The 19,502-nt window shown below is 51.3% G+C and carries 17 protein-coding genes; 4 read left to right on the top strand and 13 right to left on the bottom strand.

Annotated features, from left to right (window positions below; genetic code table 11):
• Window position 1: 1 nt before the first annotated feature.
• The 3 genes from MKY74_RS20140 to MKY74_RS20130 form a co-directional block, all read right to left on the bottom strand.
• Window positions 2-1,036 carry an ABC transporter permease gene (locus MKY74_RS20140; protein WP_076165735.1) on the bottom strand — a complete coding sequence of 345 codons (1,035 nt, stop codon included), beginning with the start codon at window positions 1,034-1,036 and terminating at the stop codon, window positions 2-4.
• Between the two features lie 221 nt (window positions 1,037-1,257).
• Window positions 1,258-3,567: a helix-turn-helix domain-containing protein gene (locus MKY74_RS20135; protein WP_076165738.1), complete on the bottom strand. Its 2,310-nt coding sequence runs from the start codon at window positions 3,565-3,567 to the stop codon at window positions 1,258-1,260.
• Window positions 3,568-3,629: 62 nt separating this feature from the next.
• Window positions 3,630-4,391, bottom strand: a complete 762-nt coding sequence (locus MKY74_RS20130) for an SGNH/GDSL hydrolase family protein (protein ID WP_076165740.1) — start codon at window positions 4,389-4,391, stop codon at window positions 3,630-3,632.
• Window positions 4,392-4,524: 133 nt separating this feature from the next.
• Between MKY74_RS20130 and MKY74_RS20125 the strand changes: the two genes are divergently transcribed.
• Entirely contained in the window at window positions 4,525-5,391 is an 867-nt protein-coding gene (locus MKY74_RS20125) for a helix-turn-helix domain-containing protein (protein ID WP_167372820.1), read from the top strand.
• An 85-nt stretch (window positions 5,392-5,476) separates the two neighbouring features.
• Here MKY74_RS20125 and MKY74_RS20120 read toward each other — a convergent pair whose 3' ends face one another.
• The 5 genes from MKY74_RS20120 to MKY74_RS20100 form a co-directional block, all read right to left on the bottom strand.
• Window positions 5,477-5,860, bottom strand: coding sequence for a YkvA family protein (locus tag MKY74_RS20120; protein WP_076165743.1), 384 nt, complete (start codon window positions 5,858-5,860; stop codon window positions 5,477-5,479).
• A gap of 282 nt (window positions 5,861-6,142) precedes the next feature.
• Window positions 6,143-7,255 (bottom strand): hypothetical protein, encoded by a 1,113-nt coding sequence (locus MKY74_RS20115; protein ID WP_076165746.1) that lies wholly within the window; start codon window positions 7,253-7,255, stop codon window positions 6,143-6,145.
• A gap of 100 nt (window positions 7,256-7,355) precedes the next feature.
• The gene (locus MKY74_RS20110; protein WP_076165749.1) at window positions 7,356-7,733 is read right to left on the bottom strand and encodes a VOC family protein; all 378 of its coding nucleotides are present in this window, start codon (window positions 7,731-7,733) and stop codon (window positions 7,356-7,358) included.
• Window positions 7,734-7,911: 178 nt separating this feature from the next.
• A complete protein-coding gene (locus MKY74_RS20105; RefSeq protein ID WP_076165752.1) occupies window positions 7,912-9,144 on the bottom strand; it encodes an RICIN domain-containing protein in 1,233 nt (410 codons plus the stop codon).
• Between the two features lie 253 nt (window positions 9,145-9,397).
• Complete coding sequence (locus MKY74_RS20100; RefSeq protein ID WP_076165755.1) at window positions 9,398-9,673, bottom strand: hypothetical protein; 276 nt, start codon at window positions 9,671-9,673, stop codon at window positions 9,398-9,400.
• Window positions 9,674-9,836: 163 nt separating this feature from the next.
• Here MKY74_RS20100 and pdxR point away from each other — a divergent pair, with 163 nt between their 5' ends.
• On the top strand, window positions 9,837-11,273 hold the full coding sequence (gene pdxR / locus MKY74_RS20095) for a MocR-like pyridoxine biosynthesis transcription factor PdxR (protein WP_076165758.1): 1,437 nt from the start codon (window positions 9,837-9,839) through the stop codon (window positions 11,271-11,273).
• Window positions 11,274-11,321: 48 nt separating this feature from the next.
• Here pdxR and MKY74_RS20090 read toward each other — a convergent pair whose 3' ends face one another.
• Window positions 11,322-12,248: a VanW family protein gene (locus MKY74_RS20090; RefSeq protein WP_076165762.1), complete on the bottom strand. Its 927-nt coding sequence runs from the start codon at window positions 12,246-12,248 to the stop codon at window positions 11,322-11,324.
• Between the two features lie 184 nt (window positions 12,249-12,432).
• Here MKY74_RS20090 and MKY74_RS20085 point away from each other — a divergent pair, with 184 nt between their 5' ends.
• Window positions 12,433-12,879, top strand: a complete 447-nt coding sequence (locus MKY74_RS20085; RefSeq protein WP_076165765.1) for a MarR family winged helix-turn-helix transcriptional regulator — start codon at window positions 12,433-12,435, stop codon at window positions 12,877-12,879.
• Window positions 12,880-12,945: 66 nt separating this feature from the next.
• Entirely contained in the window at window positions 12,946-14,172 is a 1,227-nt protein-coding gene (locus MKY74_RS20080; protein ID WP_076165768.1) for an epoxide hydrolase family protein, read from the top strand.
• 61 nt (window positions 14,173-14,233) lie between these two features.
• On the opposite strand, the gene MKY74_RS20075 is transcribed toward MKY74_RS20080, so the two are convergent.
• The 4 genes from MKY74_RS20075 to MKY74_RS20060 all read right to left on the bottom strand — a co-directional run bounded on the left by MKY74_RS20075 (window position 14,234) and on the right by MKY74_RS20060 (window position 19,474).
• Entirely contained in the window at window positions 14,234-14,914 is a 681-nt protein-coding gene (locus MKY74_RS20075) for a formylglycine-generating enzyme family protein (protein ID WP_076169300.1), read from the bottom strand.
• A gap of 103 nt (window positions 14,915-15,017) precedes the next feature.
• Window positions 15,018-16,469, bottom strand: a complete 1,452-nt coding sequence (locus MKY74_RS20070) for a sensor histidine kinase (protein WP_076165771.1) — start codon at window positions 16,467-16,469, stop codon at window positions 15,018-15,020.
• Window positions 16,466-17,179, bottom strand: coding sequence for a response regulator transcription factor (locus tag MKY74_RS20065; protein ID WP_076165776.1), 714 nt, complete (start codon window positions 17,177-17,179; stop codon window positions 16,466-16,468). The genes MKY74_RS20070 and MKY74_RS20065 overlap by 4 nt, the downstream gene beginning before the upstream one ends.
• A gap of 93 nt (window positions 17,180-17,272) precedes the next feature.
• A complete protein-coding gene (locus tag MKY74_RS20060; RefSeq protein ID WP_076165780.1) occupies window positions 17,273-19,474 on the bottom strand; it encodes a M1 family metallopeptidase in 2,202 nt (733 codons plus the stop codon).
• Between the last annotated feature and the right edge of the window lie 28 nt (window positions 19,475-19,502).

Here is a 19,502-nt window from a genome sequence, read left to right as displayed (position 1 = left end):
CTTACCATAAAGAATGGTCGGGATTGATTTTGCGCACAATGCCGTTAGCCAGCAGTACCAGTACGAAACCGACAACCGATTGGTAAAAGCCCGTTGCCGCCGACATGCTCACGTTCCCGATTTCCCGCAGCGCGCGGTACACGTAAGTATCGATAATATCGGTGGATCCATACAGGAAACCTGAGTTGTTCGGAATGAAGTAGTGCAGGCCGAAATCACCGCGGAACATGTTGCCGATGGACAAAATCAGCAGTATGATGACGAGCGGCGACAGCAGCGGAATGGTGATCTTGCGGGCCATCTGCCACTTGGTCGCCCCGTCGATCCGCGCCGCTTCGTAATATTCTCCGTTGATCCCCAAAATTCCCGCGAAATAGATGAGTGTATTGAAACCTACGGCCTTCCATAAATGAACCAGAATGAGAATGACCGGCCATGGCGCCGCGTTCTGATACCAGCTGACCGGATCCATCCCAAACGCTTGCAGCGTCCGGTTGATCAGCCCGTCCGCATGGTTCAAAAAAGCATACGCGACGTAACCGACCAGAACCCAGGACAGGAAATGCGGCAGAAACAAGGCGGTCTGATAAAACTTGCTCCATTTCTGCTTGATTTCGTTCATCAGGATCGCAAGCAGCAGTGCAGCCACGGTGGTCACCAAGATGTAGGCGGCATTGTACAGCACCGTGTTGCGCGTAATCCGCCAAGCCGTATCAGTAGAAAACAAATACCGGAAATTATCGAGTCCCACCCATTTGCTGCCGAAGATGCCCAGATCGTACCGATAATTTTTGAAGGCGATGATGAGCCCCACCATCGGAATATAGGCGAATATCAGCTTATACAATATTCCCGGCAATGAGAGCAGGAACAGCTCCCGGTTGTTACGGAAATGGCGCAGCTCCTTCCGGATGATCGATTTTTGCTTGCGCTGCTTTGGCGGCACGTCCGGCGAGGGTAGCAATCCGGTTTGTCCGGGTTCTGGCGCCACCCGTCTGTTTTCTGCGTCACCCGCCAGAGAAACCTTATTCAACATATCGTAAGCCCCTTTCCTCCTTTGCGCTCTGCCTGGTGTCAGGCTTTGCACGTCTAACGATAACGTAAAACCCTTGCTGCTGCGTACTGTACAATTGCAGGATCACTGTACTGGCGGGCTGTATAGATGCCGGATTCCTGTATTTACAGGCCTGCAGCCGCTCTTGGACATGCAAAAGACCCGCCAGGAAAACGGTTCTCCCGTGCGGGTCTTCATCAGGTTCATATGCTTCTCTCTATGGCTGATTTCAGGCGGTACTCCTTGGGTGTGGTTCCGTATCGGCGTTTGAACAAGCGGTAAAAATAGCTTTCGTTGCCGAAGCCCACCTTTTCCATAATTTCCGCTACGGTCAGCTCCTGCTGCTCCAAATACGTTCGGGCACGGGCCAGGCGGGTGGCATTAATCTGATCGACGACCGTCGTCCCTTCCTGTGCCTTGAACACCTGCCCGATGTAAACCGAGCTCATCTTCAGCATGTCGGCGATCCGCTGCACGTTGAGATCCGGATCGGCAAAATGCTTGTCGATGATTTCTTTCACGGTATCGGCAAGCAGCCTGTTTTTGTCTTCACGCCCGTTCCGCCGCTGTTCGAATACCTCGCGGACGACCTCGAGCAGCACCGTCTCGATTTCATCCAACGTTTCTTTCTCGAGAATGCGCCGGTTGATGGCCTGAACGTTGACCGATACCGGGTTCAAATTGTGATGGTTCATCTCTCCCAGCGTATTGCTGAGCGTCACTGCCAGATGCAGCAGCGCGGAGTACATATTCTCGAAGCTGAATCCGCCGATCAGCTCTCTCCAGCTCCGGATCGCCTGCTCCGTCTCTTCCAGATCGCCGCTCTTTAATCCTTCCGTCAGGCGCCGCTCCAATTCCTGTGGAATGCGGAACGTATCGTTTGCCTCGCAGCTTCGGACCCGTTCCGGCTCTAGCACCGCACCTTTGCCAAAAACCATGCGGTAATTGGCGTGGCGGACAGCCAGGTTATAATGCGCCGTGATTTCGCGGTAGTCTTCAAACGGGTCGCTGAGCGTTACCGTGAAGGTAACCCGATAATATTGAAGGATGGTGTGCTGAAGCTCCCGAAAGCGGTCGGCAAGCATGGCTAGATCCCTGGATTCGCCGCCGACGATAAAGACGAGATGCCCGCTTTTCATATCTGCGGCTTCGCAGGATCCGTGTTTGTGGAGCAGTTCCTGGCCAATATTGGCTATGGCGAAATACAGCAGCGATTCGGCTTGCGATCCCTGGCCGCGGGCAAGGCTCTGTACGTCGTCAATCTGGACCAGAGCCAGCCGGAGTCTTGATGGATACGCGATATCGAGCCCGTACTGCTCCCTGATCCGCCGAAACTCCAGTTCATGTACGCCTTCGCTGAGACCGATCAGGCTGCGCAGGTGATAGACCTTGGCGATGTTCCACTGGGATGCCCTCTCCTGCTCGAGCCCTTTCAGCTTTCCGATCATTTCCGTAACGTTGGCGGCAATGACCGACAGCTCATCCTTCGCTGGGGGAGCATCACGCCGCTGAGGCGGAACGAGCGTCAGGAGCTGTCCGACCGGTTTATACAGCCGAAGCGAAAAAAACACGGACAGCAGCACAGCCAGGACCGCAACGGACAGCGTCACGGCCATCTCCGTCCATTTCATCTGCCGGACGCTGCCGAGCACGTCGTTATAATTCTGGAGGCTGACGATTTGCCAGTTGTTCAATCCTTTGCTCAAATACGTCACCTTGTATTTATGCGAACCGTGCTTATAGATAAAAGAGTCCAGCGTACTGCCGGTAGATTGGATTCGCGGAAGCAAATCCTTTTTGACGCTCAGCCCCTCCGGCAGCGACCGGTCGTTGGAGATCAGCATGCGCCCGTCACTGTCAGTCACGAACAGCATGTCGTTCTCCCGCTCCGCGACACGATTAAGCGCTTTCACGTTATCCAGCATCCATCCCGGCTTGACGGTCAAAATCAGGACATTATCATTTACGGAACCTAAGGACGGTCCGTCATAAATGAAGAAGGCGAATACGTCGATCCCTTCATTTCCGCCGTCCAGATCCATCGGAATCAACTGGAGCTTCGACAGGTCGCTGCGGGACGACATATAATCCCCCAGCCTTTGATACAGCAGCCTGTTGTCCATATCATGGTTGAGCGATGAGAAAAACCGGTGCTGCGCCCCGTTGTAAAAAACAGCAGCGTGGAGATACGGAGACGCTGCGACGGTCTGATTCAGCCGCTCGATCTTCAGAATGCTCTGCTTGTAATCCGCTCCGGATTTCAGTGCGATCAGCTCTTCATCGTTGTACATGGATACCGCCAGGTCCTTGACGATGCCGTTCATGTTTTCGATGTTATAGTTGATTTGGGTCAGCAGCTTGCGGTCGGCTTCGTTCTGAAGGCTGAGCACTTTGTCGCGTGCGAAGGCGTTCATAAATAGGGAGGCCACCGCCAGTGTGGCGACTACGAGCATAAAGCTGAGCAAGATCCGCTGTAAATATTTCCGCGTTCGCAGCATTTGCAGCAAGTTCATCGTACCTCTCTCCCTCCCAATTGTTGGAGTGACCTAACTATAATCCGGTTGATTTTTAGGTGTCAATCCGTTTCTTCCGCAAGCGATTTCGAAATCGCATCCACATCGGGAATAACACCGGGTGCCGCGCCGAACATTTCCTTGAGAAGCGTACGCGCCATAACCCAGTGCCCAGCACGGTTCGGATGAATACCGTCCCCCGAACGATAAGCAGGATCCAGTGCTCTGTGTTCCTTTGTATGGTCCAGCAGCGGACTGCGCAAGTCGATGATCTGGTCTGCCACATCACCCGCAGACAGAAGCCATGCGGAATACTGCTCGAGGACGCGGTCATATTCCTGGAATGGTGTGAGATAGCTGAAATCCGGTGCGCTTTCGGGCAGAAGCCCGGCGTACATAGAGGGTGGGTCAAACGGCGGCGGCGTCATGAGCACTACCTTGGCTCCAGCCCCTCTGATGCGTTCAACTAGACGAAACACCCCCTCTTGATAGGCAGCAAAGCGACCCTCGGAGTAAGGATGGTAAATCCCGTCGTTCATACCGTAACAGGCGGCCACGATCCCGGGCGATACCGTATCCAGCGCGTTCCGAAGCCGATCGTGCACGCAAGGGCGCGGAAACGGGTGTGCCGCCTCACTGAGACCCGATACAGTTTCGCTGGGCACACCGCATGGAACCAGCTTCATCTCCATCGTAGGCCGGTGCTGACGGAGCCAAGCTTCGGTATACCGGATATAATGACCGCTGGCCGTAATGCTGTCCCCCAGAAAAAGGATAACCGGCTTCACGGGCTGATTCGTCCTTTCATACCACCATAAATCCATAGGTACCTCCCCATTGACATTCTATAAGCCGATGACATTTCGATCTGCCATGCGTCGGCCCGTAAACTTAATGGTAGCGCGGTATGCCGTTCTTCGCCTTGACGATGCCGACATTGTTTAGCATAATATGGACATGATGACCAGACTGTTTGCCACGGACATCGGACTCGAACCGGGATTTACGTTCCGCATCCAGAAATGTCCGCTAACGCACGAATATTTTGTACATAGCCACGATTTTTCCGAACTCGTCGTCATTTTGCAGGGCAGCGCCATTCATATCATTGAAGGGAGGGAATACTCCGTTACAGCCGGCCAGGTATTCTTGATTCACAGCGGCGTATCCCATGGATACAAAAACGTCGACGGGATTGAATACATCAACGTCATGTTCCAGCCCGAGCAGCTTCTGCAGCTGTCCGAGCTTAGGCTGCTTCCGGGCTTCCAAGCGCTCTTCTACATCGAACCATTTTACCGCAAGGAAATGAACTTCAAGGGCATGCTTACGCTGAACGAAGCGCAGCTGCAGGAAGCGACAAAGCTGCTTGACCTGATTTTAACCGAGTATGAGCTGCAGCCGCAGGGCTATCGTCTGATGATTCGCTCTTATTTTACCGCTCTCGTCGGCCTGCTCTCCCGGTATTATCAGATCGGTAGCGGACATGAAGACAATAAGGCGCTGCGGATCGGTGAAGCCGTCACTTACATTGAAGAACACTTTCTCCAGCCGATCACCCTGCAAGCGATGGCCGACAAAGCCTACCTCTCCACCCGCCAGTTTCAGCGCGTCTTTACGCGCAACTATCACACCACACCGATGGATTACGTCATACGCAAGCGTCTGGACTATTCCTGCACGCTGCTTCGCTATCCAAACCTGTCCATTTCCCAGGTAGCGCTCGAAAGCGGCTTTCGGGACCAGAACTATTACGCCCGCCAGTTCCGTAAGGTGTACAACTGTACGCCATCCGAGTATCGGGAGAAGCTGCAGGATTCATAAATACGGGGGAAAGGCCATGGTTTAAGCAGGCCGATTGGGCGGGCGATCCGAATCCAGCCGGAAGGCCCTGCTGTGAATCAGCGGGTTACTTCAAACGGTTGTACAGGTAAGTTAATACCGCTGCCAGTACAGCAGCCCATAACAAAATAATCAGGACACCCGCAGCCCAATTCACCGGTTTTCCTTGGTTCATGCGAGCATCCGCTTTCTTTTTGGCATCCTCAATGACCTCACCAGGCATCATTTTTATAGCAGCCAATACTCCCAGCGGTATCAAAACCAAATCGTCCGCATAGCCAATGACGGGTATGAAGTCCGGTATTAAATCTATGGGGCTGAATGCATAGGCAACGACGCACATGGAAAACAGCTTTGCATACCATGGCGAACGTTTGTCCCGATAGGCGTAATAGAGTACAAATACCTGCCTTTTTAATTGTTTGGCCCAAGCTTTCAGCTGTTCCATCATGTCTTCCATTCTCCCCTTGGCTTGTGATGGCTCATTGTATGATCTTCGTATTTAACTTGCTGCACGACTTGCTTTATGTATTCTTCGCCGCCTTAAACTGACAAACCTTCCTGCACTTATTTACGATTCGACACGATGGGAAGGGGACTCTCAGCAGCAGCCGTCCTCTATCTATCATCATTTCCAGTCATACGAATTGGAATCACTGCGGGATATGTACGTTATATTTTCGTGATCATGGGCACCTGCGGAATATGGACATGAAGCATTCAGCCTCAGCGATCAACGCAGCGACTGCAGGAAATCGCTGAATTCTTTGGCGTTCCGAAACCGGTTGATTTGTACTCCGCGGCTCTGAAGATGCTGCTCCAGCTGCGAATCAAGCTGTTCAACCGCCACTTTCAGGGGGGTGAAATCTTCCTGATTCAGTATTCCGATTAAATCTGGAAAGCCAAGTTCCTTATACAAGGTTAGCTCTTCCTCTCCGTCGCACAAAGGCGACGGCCAATACCCTTTCTCGGTGAAATAGAGAAAACGGGATACTTCTTTCTGCACGCCGACCGCCCAGAAATATGCTGTATGGTAGTCGCTTGATTCACAAGCGCTCACCACCTTATCCATAATCCCTTTTACTTCTTCATAGAAGCCCTTCATCCGGCCAGGATAATCTGGACCGCTGACGTCTTTCTCTTTCTGCTGCAAAATGAGACGAAGCGTATCCTTGGTCAATCGTTCGCAGGCTTCCCGGATTTGAAATCCCGAACAGGAAGACAGAATCGTCTCCATCGTCTGCTCCAATGTGTCCGGTTGTATAGGGAAGTTTCGGATTTGCTCCCTGTTTTTGCCCCAGCCTTTGGTGTAGTATGTATGATTAATTAATGAAAGGCTCTCAAGGTTTAAGATCAGGATCTCTTGGGCTTCATAGCGAAAAGAAACCAGATCATCCATAGAGCTCATTTTGCTTAAGTTGTAAAGGTGTATATAAGCTTCTTTCAGCCTCGATTCGGCTTTATGGAGCCATTCCAAGCGTGCCCGGGCTTGGTCAGCAATTTTGCTGCGAAGCTGGAGAAACCGCCCATGATCTTCTTCGGACCGCACATACAGTAGCTTGCAATCCGCGATGATCGATACATTCAGTTCTTCGAAAGCGGCGATTCTCTCCGCACGTTCCCAGCTGATCGGCCAAAAATCAAAGCTGATCCCGTTCACTACAAACTGCAAACTATGACGGAAAGCTTCCACGTTCGCCGGTATAAAGAAAAAATCGAGATCGGAACGCTCCGTCGCCGTTCCTTGCGCGCGTGATCCATAATACCCGATCAGAGAGACGTCGTCTGGAAAATTCGTTGAGATATGTTGGACCATAAGCTCGGCCACTTCAAATGGATTGAACATCTGAAATCCTCCTTGTTCAGGGCTTGCGTTGCATACTCCCTTCTTGCGAAAAGAGCGACGGATCGTTGCCATCGCCCTTTCTTCCGCCCGTGAGCGGCCGTTATTTTTTTTCCATGACCGCAAAGTAATTCGCTTCGTCATCCGCAAAGTTAAACACCCTGCCGGTAGGCAGCTCAACGATTTCACCGACGGTGATCTGTTTATCGGTCAAATCGCGATACAACGCATCCACGTCCTCTGTGAAAAACATTAAAGAAGGCGTGCCGAGATTTAAGCCCTCGGACATCTTCGCGACAGTTTCTTTATCATGCAGTACGATGCTGGAACCTGCATCCTTGGCCGGGGCGACTTCGATCCATCTCATGTGTTCATTGTTTTCTTCAGAAATGACACGAAAACCTAATTTTTCCGTCCAAAATTGTACCGCCTGATCCTGGTTGTTGACGTACAGCATCACTTGACCGAGCTTGTTGATCATTTGTCGTAACTCTCCTTTAATTTGAAAATAGTAGATGATATTTCATTCATGGTCTTCTCAAATTATAGCACGCCCAGCCACCGGAGTTTCTCATCGATTGCCAAGACCTTAGCATTTGTTCCGCTTCAGACACGTATACACAAACAAGCAGCCCATATGTGGACTGCTTGTTTGTGCCTTAATTGATTTTGGTCAAGGCCCACTTCTGGGCGTCCGTTCCGTTATCCGTCCACTGCTGAACGGCCGCGCCATCCGCTGTGGATGAACCGGACACGTCAACGACAAGTCCGTTTGCTTTGGAGACCAGCTTATAATACCCTCCGCCTACGTCGACAATGCTCCATCTTTGCGCGTTCGTCCCGTTATCATCCCACTGCTGCAGCTGGACGCCGGCTGCTGTAGACGAATTCGGCACATCCAATACTTTGCCGCTGTGCACGGCAGTAAGCTTGTAATAACCGTCTCCCGTGCTTTCGATCCGGAATTGCTGGTTGGTGGCGGTATAATTCGTCCACTGCTGGATTTTGGCTCCGCTGGCCATGGACACGTCAATGACATCCATTACTTTTCCGCTCGCCTTGGAGGCCAATGTATAAACTCCGTTGCTGATTGCGCTGGACTGGCCATTGTCCTGATATACACGGACGTAGTCCACGAGCATCTGAGCTGGAAACGGCGTCGAATCGTTCGGAGCCCCCGGCCAGTTGCCGCCGACCGCCAAGTTCAGGAGCAGGAAGAACGGCCGCTGAAATTCCTCGGTATTTCCGGTGCCATTCTCAATATAAAATTCATTGAACTGCTGTCCGTCAACGAACCAGCGGATATACTTCGAATCCCATTCGACGCTGTACACATGGTATTGGGAAAAATCGAGGTTGCCCGAAACTCTTCCGTATTCCGCATGCCCTCCCGCATCCCAGTGAACCGTGCCGTTAACATAAGGGTTGTTATTAACCCGCTCCATGATGTCCGTTTCCCCGCTGTACGGCCATCCGACCGTGCTGATGTTGCTGCCCAGCATCCAGAACGCCGGCCACAGCCCTTGTCCGGAAGGCAGCTTGATCCTAGCCTCTATTTTGCCATAGGTAAAGGATTTCAGGTTTTGCGTTTTGATACGTGCCGAAGTATAGTTCATTCCGCCGTATGATTCTTTTCTCGCCGTAATCACCAGATTTCCTCCGGTAACCTGCAAATTCTGCGACCGGTCCGTATAGTATTGAAGCTCGTTGTTTCCCCATCCGCCGCTGCCCGTGCCGATCTCCGGTGTCCAATTGGAACGGTTCAGTGCGGTTCCTTCAAATTCATCGCTCCACACCAGCTTCCAGTTTGGAGCCGCACTCACCTGTTTGACAGGAAATAAAGCAATCAAAAGACTGACCATGATGATTCCGCATAATCCTTTTTTCAGCATCTTGTTCCCTCCTCATCAAATTGGGAAAACGTCACAGACACTATAAGGAAAATCAGACCTGCATCATTAAGGAGCCCGCCTTTGGGTCGTTAATCACCTCGCTTTATGCATGGAATGGGACAGCGGCAGGGAAATCTAGAAGTCTCAATCTACTAAAGCAAGCGCTTACATTGCTAGTATATCCGGTTTGGATAACATTAACAACCTTTATTTATATTTTTTTACAATTAACTCATCATTTACCTCTGTTTATTCACTTGATCAAAATCACAATCATTATAGCTGCCGCAACGATGCTAATTATGTAGAAGCCTAGAAGCCTAAACCATTTTTTGCCCGTATCTTGGAAGTATTGTGGATTTTGTTCTTTATTGCTTTGGGATTGTCCAATTCTCATCGTTGCGAAGAGTCCCCATATTAATACGATCACGGCAAAAACCATCAGCCAGACCATGCTGTTCACCCGCCCGTCAAGTAGATTTGTTGCAGCTTTATTATAATCACCATCGGACGTGAACACACCAGCCATTGCAATCGTTCCCTGACCATCCATTTCACTAAATGAAACGGGCCGTGTTCATGAAAACGCAAAACTTTCAGTGAGAAAAAGACGGAAATCGTTAAGCGAATAAGATATATTGGAAAGGATGATAAAAATGTGTCGTAATTGTTGTTCGAGGAAGTGAAAACGTATGTGGGGTCTTGACCGAGAAAGTAAAAAACCATTATATCAGCAAATCGCCGACCACATCGAGCGGCGAATTTCGTTTGGGGAATTTCCGCCCGGCAGCCTGCTCCCTTCAGAAAGGAAATTGGCTGAGCAGATCGGTGTAAACCGGAGCACGGTCGTACAAGCTTTTGCGGAACTCCGTTCGCTCGGGATCATCGAAAGCCGTTCCGGCAGCGGAACTCGGGTGAGCCAATTTAAGTGGGGTGCTTCGCCGAAACATACACCAAACTGGAACAGGTATGCCCAAGGCGGGAGCTTTCTTCCGAACCTTCCGTTTCTCCGGAGAATTCGGGAAGCTCTGAGCCAGGATCCCTCCCTGGTCGATTTTGCAAGTGGAGAACTTGCGGCCGATCTGGCCCCGACAAGCGAAATCAGCGAAATCATGAGCAGCCATCAGTACGCATCGTATTTGGGATACGACAACCCGCAGGGATATATCCCGCTCCGGCAAGCTCTGGTTCGATATTTGGCCGAATACCGCGGGCTTCAGGCGACGGAATCATCCATCCTGATTACATCCGGGTCTCAGCAGTCCTTATTTTTAATTACGCAATGCCTGCTGTCCCCTGGCGACGCCGTTGCTATAGAGGATCCATCCTATTATTATTCGCTGCCGATGTTCCAGTCGGCGGGACTGCGGATCTTCCGGCTCCCCGTAGATCAGGACGGCATGAGGCTGGAAGAAATTCGTGGACTGTACAAAAAACACCGCATCAAGATGATATTTACGAATCCGAATTTTCAAAATCCTACCGGTACGCTGCTTGCCGACGAACGGCGTCACCAGCTCCTGCAAACCGCAAGCGAGCTCGGACTGCCGATCATCGAAGACGATCCTTACAGCCTAACCGATTACGAAGGCTTACCACGCATGCCTTTAAAATCAATAGATACGTCCGGCTCTGTCATTTACATCGGATCCTTCTCCAAAATCGCCGCTTCGGGACTGCGGATCGGTTGGATGGTTGCTCCGAATTCCGTCGTGCTGAGACTGGCGGATGCCAGGCAGCAGATGGATTTTGGACTTAGCGTCATTCCCCAGCAGGTGGCGGCGCAGTTTTTGGAATCGGACTTTTTTGAGCCTCATCTCAGCCGCCTGCGGACAAATCTGATGTATAAGCGCGATCTTCTGATCGAAGCGCTGCGGAAGGAACTGCCGGGAGAGATTCAATTCCATATTCCCAAAGGGGGGCATCATTTGTGGTGCAAGCTGTCCGAGCCAGTCAATGACGCAAAGCTGCTGGAAGCAGCGATCCGGAACGGCGTCGTATTCGTGCCTGGCAGCGTGTACGGTTCGGATGCCGGATTCGTCCGGTTTACGTTTGCGCGTGCAAAATCGGAATGCATTGGACAAGGCATCGCCGGATTTGCCCGTGCGCTGCACAGCTTAAGGAATTAATTTGTTCCTTGTTTGGACTGTGAAAGCTGCTTCAAGCAAGCCTGTGGTCTAATTTTTCTTATGATGGCCGGGGCTTTGGCTTGCGGTGATGTCGCGCACCTCTTCCGGCAGTTGATGAGATATGCTGGGGACCTTTTTCGGGAAGTATTCGATCACGTCAGACGACAAAATGGACACAGCCATGCTGCCGCCGCCCGCAAACGCGCGAAGAAGGACCGGCTGGTTGTACGCGTTATCAAAAACAAAATCCGGTCCGCCCCAGCTTACGGTTGCATCTCTGCCCGATGGCACATAGGGAACGTGACGGCTGTGGGAATATCGCTGAACGATCTTCAGCCCTGCGCGATCGGCGGCATTAAACAAGGTGGAGGATACCTGACAGATGCCGCCTCCTACGCCTTCAGATAATTCGCCCCGCACAATGACGGCAGCCCGGCGGTATCCTCTGCCGGTCGTTCGTATGCCGACCACCCGGTTAAATGAGAACCGTTCACCAGGAAAGATGACCGTACCGTCAATCGCTTCAGCCGCCAGAGCAATATTATGCGAGCGGTCTCGGTTGCCGGAGTTGTAGTAAGTAATATAATAACCGATTTGCTTCGAACGCAAAGACGCGAGCAGTTCCGTATCGACCTTCGGATATACCGGGTACGTCGGAACCTCAATCGTGGCCGGCCCGCTCGTTTCGTACAGATACGCATAATATTTCATTAAAAAAGCCCTGCGGTCGAGCTTGTATCCGTTCTTCCCCTCGACAATGCGCCCCCCGGCGTCAAAACTGGCGTTTTGCGCTTCCTTATAGGTTTTCCGGTCCAGTTCGTTGACCCACGCATTATATTGTTCCTTGTCCAGTAAAGGAAACACCCCTAAGCTGTGCGCGTCGCGATTGAGCACGGAGATGGTTTTTCCTTCATGGGTGACCGTAAGCTTGTCCTGTGCCTGTTCTTGATCTGCGGTCGGATTGTGCAGCAGCATGAACAGGAGGCATGCCGCGGATGTCCATCTCAAGCCTCATCACTCGTTTCATCTTGGTGTTTGGAGCAGATCCTGCTTTCATCCTGCTATTATGATGCGATTCCACAAAAATCATTCACCTCCAATTCTCATCCATTCCCAATTTATATTAGACATTTATATAAGTTTCTAATATATTAGTGATATGAAACCTAAACATCTATCCAAAGAATTGGATGTCGCCGATTTTGTTCAAGTGATCGAAAATCTGACCCGGATTAATATTCGACTGCCGTCCATTGAAAAGCTCAGCTTCACCGCCCTGTCGGTCCTGCACACGCTAACCCACAACAGTCCGATGCGCCTGACAGAACTGACTGCCACGGAGCAGGTAACCCAGTCGGCGATCACGCAAATTGTGATCAAGCTGGAGAGGGACGGGCTCGTGGAACGAAGATCCGATCCGCATGACGGCCGCGCTGTTCTCGTGCAGATTACCCCCCAGGGAGCTAACGTGATCGATTCCCGGCGCCTGGAACGGATCGGTCGGATTGCCGGTTTTGCGGAACATCTCACGGCAGAAGAAAGACAGGCGATAGCTGGCGCCATCCCGGCATTGAGACGGCTGGTCGAAATTGCTGGCGAAGCTTAGCGGATTTTTCTCGCTTGAAACGTTCACCTTTTCGTCGGCTCCAAATCACGTCAGAGGAGGATCACTATGTCCCATGCCGAATTTCCGTTTAAAGCAAGTCCCATCCATGTTTCCGAAGAGGTACTGAACGATCTAAACCGTCGTCTTACCTCCGTCAGATGGCCCCTGGATGCAGGGAACGAAGACGGTTACTACGGCGTTCGCCGCGATGAACTGAAAGCGCTCGTCGACTACTGGATTCACGAATTCGACTGGCGTAAATCCGAGCAGGCGATCAACGCCTATGAGCATTATCAAGTCCAAGTCAACGGTGTGCCTGTCCATTTTATGCGCAAGCCCGGAGTGGGGCCAAACCCGGTTCCCCTCATTTTGTCCCATGGCTGGCCATGGACGTTCTGGCATTGGTCCAAGGTGGTGGATCCGCTCGCTGACCCGAGGGCGCATGGAGGTGACCCCGCTGATGCTTTTGATGTCATCGTCCCTTCGCTGCCGGGCTTCGGCTTCTCTGCTCCGCTTCCCGACCATCCGGACATGAACTTCTGGAAGATGGCCGATCTGTGGCACACCCTCATGACGGACATGCTCGGATACGAGAAGTATGCTGCTGCCGGATGCGATGTCGGCGCGCTGATCACCGGTCAGCTCGGGCATAAATACGGAGCAGAGCTGTATGGTATACATATCGGTTCGGCACTCAAATTGGACTTCTTTAACGGGGAGCGTGCCTGGGATTATGCCGGCGGACGTCCGATTCGGGAAGACCTGCCTGAGGAGATCCGGAATCAATTGTTGGAGCTGGACCGCCGCTTTGCTTCGCACCTTGCCGTGCACGTTCTGGATCCCGGCACGCTCGCTTACGGGCTCAGCGATTCACCTGTCGGCATGCTGGCCTGGATTCTTGAACGCTGGATCAAGTGGAGTGACAACAAAGGCAGCATTGAACAGGTGTTCTCCAAAGATGACCTGCTGACGCACGCCACGATTTTCTGGGTCAATAACGCCATCGAAACGTCTATGCGCGTATATGCCAATAACAACCGGTATCCTTGGGAGCCCTCCCATTCACGCCAGCCTGTTATTGAAGCACCGACCGGCATCACTTTCGTGGGATACGAAAATCCACCGGGGGTGACGACCGATCAACGCGTGGAGCATTTTCTCAAGACCGACCGTGCTGCATGGTACAACCATGTGAACATTACAGCCCACGAAGAAGGAGGCCACTTTATACCGTGGGAAGTGCCGGAGCTGTGGGTTCAAGATTTACGCCGGACCTTTCACGGCCGCCGGTAACAGAAGAAGGACCACCCTTAGCGGGTGGTCCTTCTCTTAGGATTTAAATAGGATAGGCAGTTTATCCGAATGACCGATTCCCATCTCCGTTATAGGAGTAAATCGAGCGGGCCAGGCGAAATCCGAGATCGTCGATCTGAAACGTCGGATGGCTGCGCCGGCGGCATGTCGCTCCGCAGCCCCTTGCTTCTTCCGCCCAGCTGCCTCCCCTGAATATGCGATAGGATCCATATACCTCTTCGTCATACAGATCCCAGCACCATTCCCACACATTTCCCAGCATGTCGTATAGCCCCCACGCATTCGGCAGTTTGCCTCCGACTTCATGCGTCATGCCATCGGAATTCTCCTTGAACCAGGCGACTTCTTCTAATTCGCCGTACCTGTAGCCTTGAGAGCCTGCTTTACATGCATGCTGCCATTCGGCCTCTGTAGGCAGACGATAGCCGTCCGCTTCCCGATTCCAGACGACACGCTCGCCCTCAGCGGCAATCTCATAACAAGGCTCCAGTCCCGCTTGCCGGGACAGCGTATTACAAAATGAGACTGCTTCGTACCATGATACCCCTGTGACTGGTGCTTTCGAACGTCCGTGCGTGCGGGTTTTATGCTGCAGCACGGCGTCGTAGAATGCATTCGTTACCGGGACGGGTGCCATGAAAAAGGCATCCAGCTTGACATTCCATGATCTTTTAACCCTGTCATCCCTAAGCGCAACGTCTCCCTCTGGAATACGTATCATCGGATATTCGCCTAGACTCGTCATCCATTCAGCCAACTTCAAACTCTGCCTCCCATGAATCTTGATTCTTTATCATCTATCAAATGATATAGGAATCTTTATCTTATAGGATCTCATCGGATTTGTGAACTTCTGGAAGCGAATGAAGTCTAATCTCGATCTTCGTTCCTTGGTGGAGCTCGCTGGTGACGCGGATCTCTCCCCCATGTGCTTCCACGATATCATGCGCGATGGCCATCCCCAGTCCTGAACCTTTATGCTTCTCGCCCGTATGGGTCCCTCGGTAATAGCGGTCAAAAATCCGGTCCAGTTCCTCTTTGCGGATGCCTTTCCCATGATCCTCTATGATCATCGCCACCGAATCCGCCGTTTTCTCAACCCCAACCTCAATGACCGTATCCTCTGCATTGTGAACCATCGCGTTGTATATTAAATTGCTGACGGCCCTGCGAATGAGGAGGTCGTCCACTTTTGCCTGAATGGTCTCTTCGTTGTAGCTGAAATCGATGTTCCTGCCGCTGTATCGGGGATCATTCAGCACGTCGATAATTACGCTGCGCACCAGGCTGACCAGATTGACGCTATTCAGGTTAAGCGTAATATTTTTGTTTTTAAGGCGGGTGGACAAGTTCAAATCTTCAATGACGTCTTTCAAGTAGTGGGATTTCTGTTCGATGATTTCCGCGTAATCGCGCATTTCTCCGATCGTAAACTCATAATCCTTGTCCCTCATCATTTCGGCGTATCCTTGGATCGAAGCCAACGGCGTTTTGATGTCATGCGTGATATTCGCGATCCACTCTTCCTTCATGCGGTCCAGTTTTTTGCGTTCGGCCTCGCTGGCTTCCAGCTCTGTGCTCAGCAGGTTGACATGATGGAACACGTCTTTGTAAACCCCTTGGGGCTCGTAATGAACCCCATATTTTTTGTGGGCGAGCTGCTTGATTCCATCGATCAGCGTGTGAAGCGGCCGGGTCAGTTTTTTGCTGAACAGATAAGCGATGCACAGCGCAATAAATCCGTCGACCCCCATGACGGCCAAGCTTCCGATTTTGAAAAAATGCACCACGGAGCGAATATCGTACGTTAAGACGTTACGCTCCAGATAAGTATTTTTAAAACCGATTAAGTAGCTGTAGCGCTGCTGTTTGACCTGCTTTTCCCCCACAAAAACGGTCGACATGAGCTCTTTTTCTATATACTTGTAGGTCTGAACCATATCCATCGGCGTATATTTGGTCCTTGCATCCGGGGGGACATGGTAACCGTAGACCTCCTGACCGTTCTCATCCAAAACTTGGATCCAGGCCTGGTTACGGTCAAGAAGTTCCTTCCCTTCACCTGTAATCGTCATCCCCGAATCGGAGAGGATCACTTCTTTGCCGAACGACCGGGTAATCAAATCCGGATTATTCTGTTTGCTTTGAAAAGAAAAATGGGGAAAGGCAAACTGGTTTAAATAAAGACCGGTCACAACCACGATATTCATGAAAATGACAATCACGACGATGAGAACTACAGATACCAGGTATCTTCCGGTGAGCCTCCATTTCATCGCTTCGCGCCCTCCAGCGCCAGCTTGTACCCCAGGCCCTTTACAGTGACCAAATACTGCGGATTGGAGGGATCGTCTTCGATTTTTTCCCGGAGTCTCCTAATGTGGACCATCACGGTATTGTCGTAGCCGAATGAATCTTCGCCCCATACCTGGTCATACAGGCTTTCTTTGCTGATAATTTGGTTCGGGTGTTTCAGCAAGTGGGTGAACAATCCCAGCTCTTTCGGCTTCAGTTCGATGATTTCACCGTTTTTCTTCAGTTCGATCTTTTGCTCGTCAAACACAAAGGGGCCTGCTTGCACAATATGCGCTTTGTCCACATCTTCATAGGCAGCCTCCTGCCTCCGAAAGCGGGCTTTAATCCGGTATGCTACTTCCTTTGGACTGAACGGTTTGGTGATGTAGTCGTCGCCTCCGATGGCAAACCCGAGTATTTTATCGATCTCCTCCGTCTTGGCCGATAGGAAGAAAATCGGTACGTTCGAAACGCTGCGGATTTGCTTGCAGACGTCATAGCCTTCTCCGTCCGGCAGCATAATATCCAGGATGACGACGTCAGGGCGCTGGTCCTGAAATTGCTGCCAACCCTCTTTCGCGGAAAAAGCGGCAAATACATGCTCGAAGCCTTCCTTCAGAAGAACGGTTTTCAAAAGCTTGACGATATCTTCTTCATCATCGACGATCAGCACTTTCTGACTTTGCAGCATACGATCAGTACCTCCTTTCTTCATCATTTCCACCCTGACATCTACTATAACTCTATTTTCAAGTCCACGTCCTCATTTGAAACGCTGCCCGACTTATTCCTGCGCGAAAAACTTAGCCAACGGATTGGCGGTTTTTCGGTCTGACGTGATTTTGCCTGACGCATTCATAAGATAATATTGGTAGTAATCCGTGCTGAAGCTGAGTGCATTTAACATCTGAGCAGGAAAAACCTTCATAGCCGGTTCGCTGAGCGCCTTACCGTTCCAGAAAAAGTGCAGCAGCAGGCGGTTTTGGTTGTAAGGATGCTTGACGATATAAGCGCCTGAAGCTGCTTTTTGTCCCATCAAGCTCGTCCAGTTCAGACCGATCGACTTTGCGTTTATCATGATACCGGGCTTCAGCGCCTGGATCAAGCCGTTCGACCCGGCGCTGCCGATGGCGATAATGTTGCTGGCGGCCAGTTCCTTCTCCATTTGCTTCTTGAGTACTTGACGCTCTGTAATGACGTCGGCATGAATTCCCATCAATTGCAGGGAACCTTGCAGCTGCTCAAGTATCGATTGCTCCTGCTTGTGGGCAGCACCGTCGGCCTGGTCGCTCAACACGATCGTAAGAGGTTCGCCTTGAAGTGCCTTATCCACGATGCGGCTCATCGTTTCCTCCTCAAGATCGGAAATCTGGGTCAGGGACGAATGATAGATGCTCTTGAACTGCTCATGCCAATACGCGGCTTCTTCCGCCTCGGACAACCGGTATTCAGGTTTTAATGTAAAATTCGGGTCATGCAGCGCGCTGTCCATTTCTTTCCGCGCTTCCGTACCGAGCGTATCCTGAATCGTCTGCAGCAGACCGTCAATGGTCGCGTTTTTATATTCATAGCGCTTGAAATATTCCCTCATGAATGCATCAAATTTCTCCTCGCCCACCATACGGTACAGCTGGTAGATCGCCTGACGTCCTTTTCCGTAAAAGACCGGATTCTCTTCGTCCCCCGCATCTGCATTGGTTGAAGCAATCGGCTTATCTATGGACGACAAGTCATCGATTTGGATCGATTGGAATCCGCCCAGAACATCGCCTCGTTTTTCCGCAAAATATACTTTTGAGAAATCTGCAAATCCTTCATCCAAAAACGACTCTTTCTCCGAATTGTTGCCGATTAAGCCGTGGAACCATTGATGGGCGATTTCATGCACGAATACGTCATTATGCGCCGGATCGCTGTTCTCCGCGATTTGCCCCATTTGGATGACCCGGGAGAATTCGACAGCAACCCCCTCTACATAGGATTCCGCAATTCGGAATTCCGGATAAGGGTACTTTCCGTATTTGTCGTTAAAAAAACGGATCGCCTCGAAAGCAGCGTCGATGTACTCATCCACGAGTTTTTTCTTGTCCGGCATATTATCGAAATAATAATATTCAACGGTCAGGCCGTCGCGCGTCACGCTCTCCACCTTGTAATTCGGGCTGGCAAAAAAGACGAGCTCCCGGGTATGATCCGCTGTCGAGCTAACTATTTTCCGTCCCGGCTCCTCGGGAACTTCCTGTGAAGTGATGGTCCCTGGCATCAGGATTTGATAAGATTCGGGTACATTCAAATGTACTTCAAAATCAGAGATGTCGTAATAATCGGTTTCGAAGGTTTTGCTGTACGGCGTCTTGTCCCATTGATGCTTGCTTTCGTCATAGACCGAAGCGGCCGGGAACCAATGCGCGCCGTTCACGATATCTTTGTAATACGACAGACGCTGCATCCCGTACGGAATCTTAACGTCGAAGCTGATTTGGACCGTTACCGACTCGCCCGGTTTCAAACCCTGCTTCAGCTGTACGGTCAAAGCCTGGTTGCTGTTCGCAAATTCTGCGGATTGCCCGTTGACAGCAGCACTCCGGATGTCGATTCCGCCAAGGAAATCTTCCGCCTTCTTCTGCGGATTCTCTTTCCGGATCTCCTCATTGTTGCGCTCAAACATCGACGTTTGGGTCGCTGTGGACCGGTTCGCGTCGGCAAATGTGTGGAATACGATCTCCTGGAGCGTATCTTTGGACAAGTTCCGGTAGGTGACCGATTCGCTCCCCGTAATACGCATCTTTTTCTCATCCAGCCGCGCGTCGATCCGGTACTGAACCGGAGCCTGAACCTGTGCAGATTCAGTGGATAGGAGCGTTGGTACCGACGGGGCGGCCAGCACATGGGAAGAGCCTGCGATTGTTGGACAAGCTGCCAGCGTCAAAGCCAGCGAATACGCCAGTGCTTTTTGGGATACGGTTTTTAAAGTTGTGCGATACATCGGATTCTCTCCCTTTAGTAAGTTTTAC

This window comes from Paenibacillus sp. FSL R5-0378 (assembly GCF_038009285.1).
GTDB lineage: Bacteria > Bacillota > Bacilli > Paenibacillales > Paenibacillaceae > Paenibacillus_AQ > Paenibacillus_AQ favisporus.
Note: the sequence above shows the minus strand (reverse complement) of the source record. Positions and strands in the feature narration are given on the sequence as shown.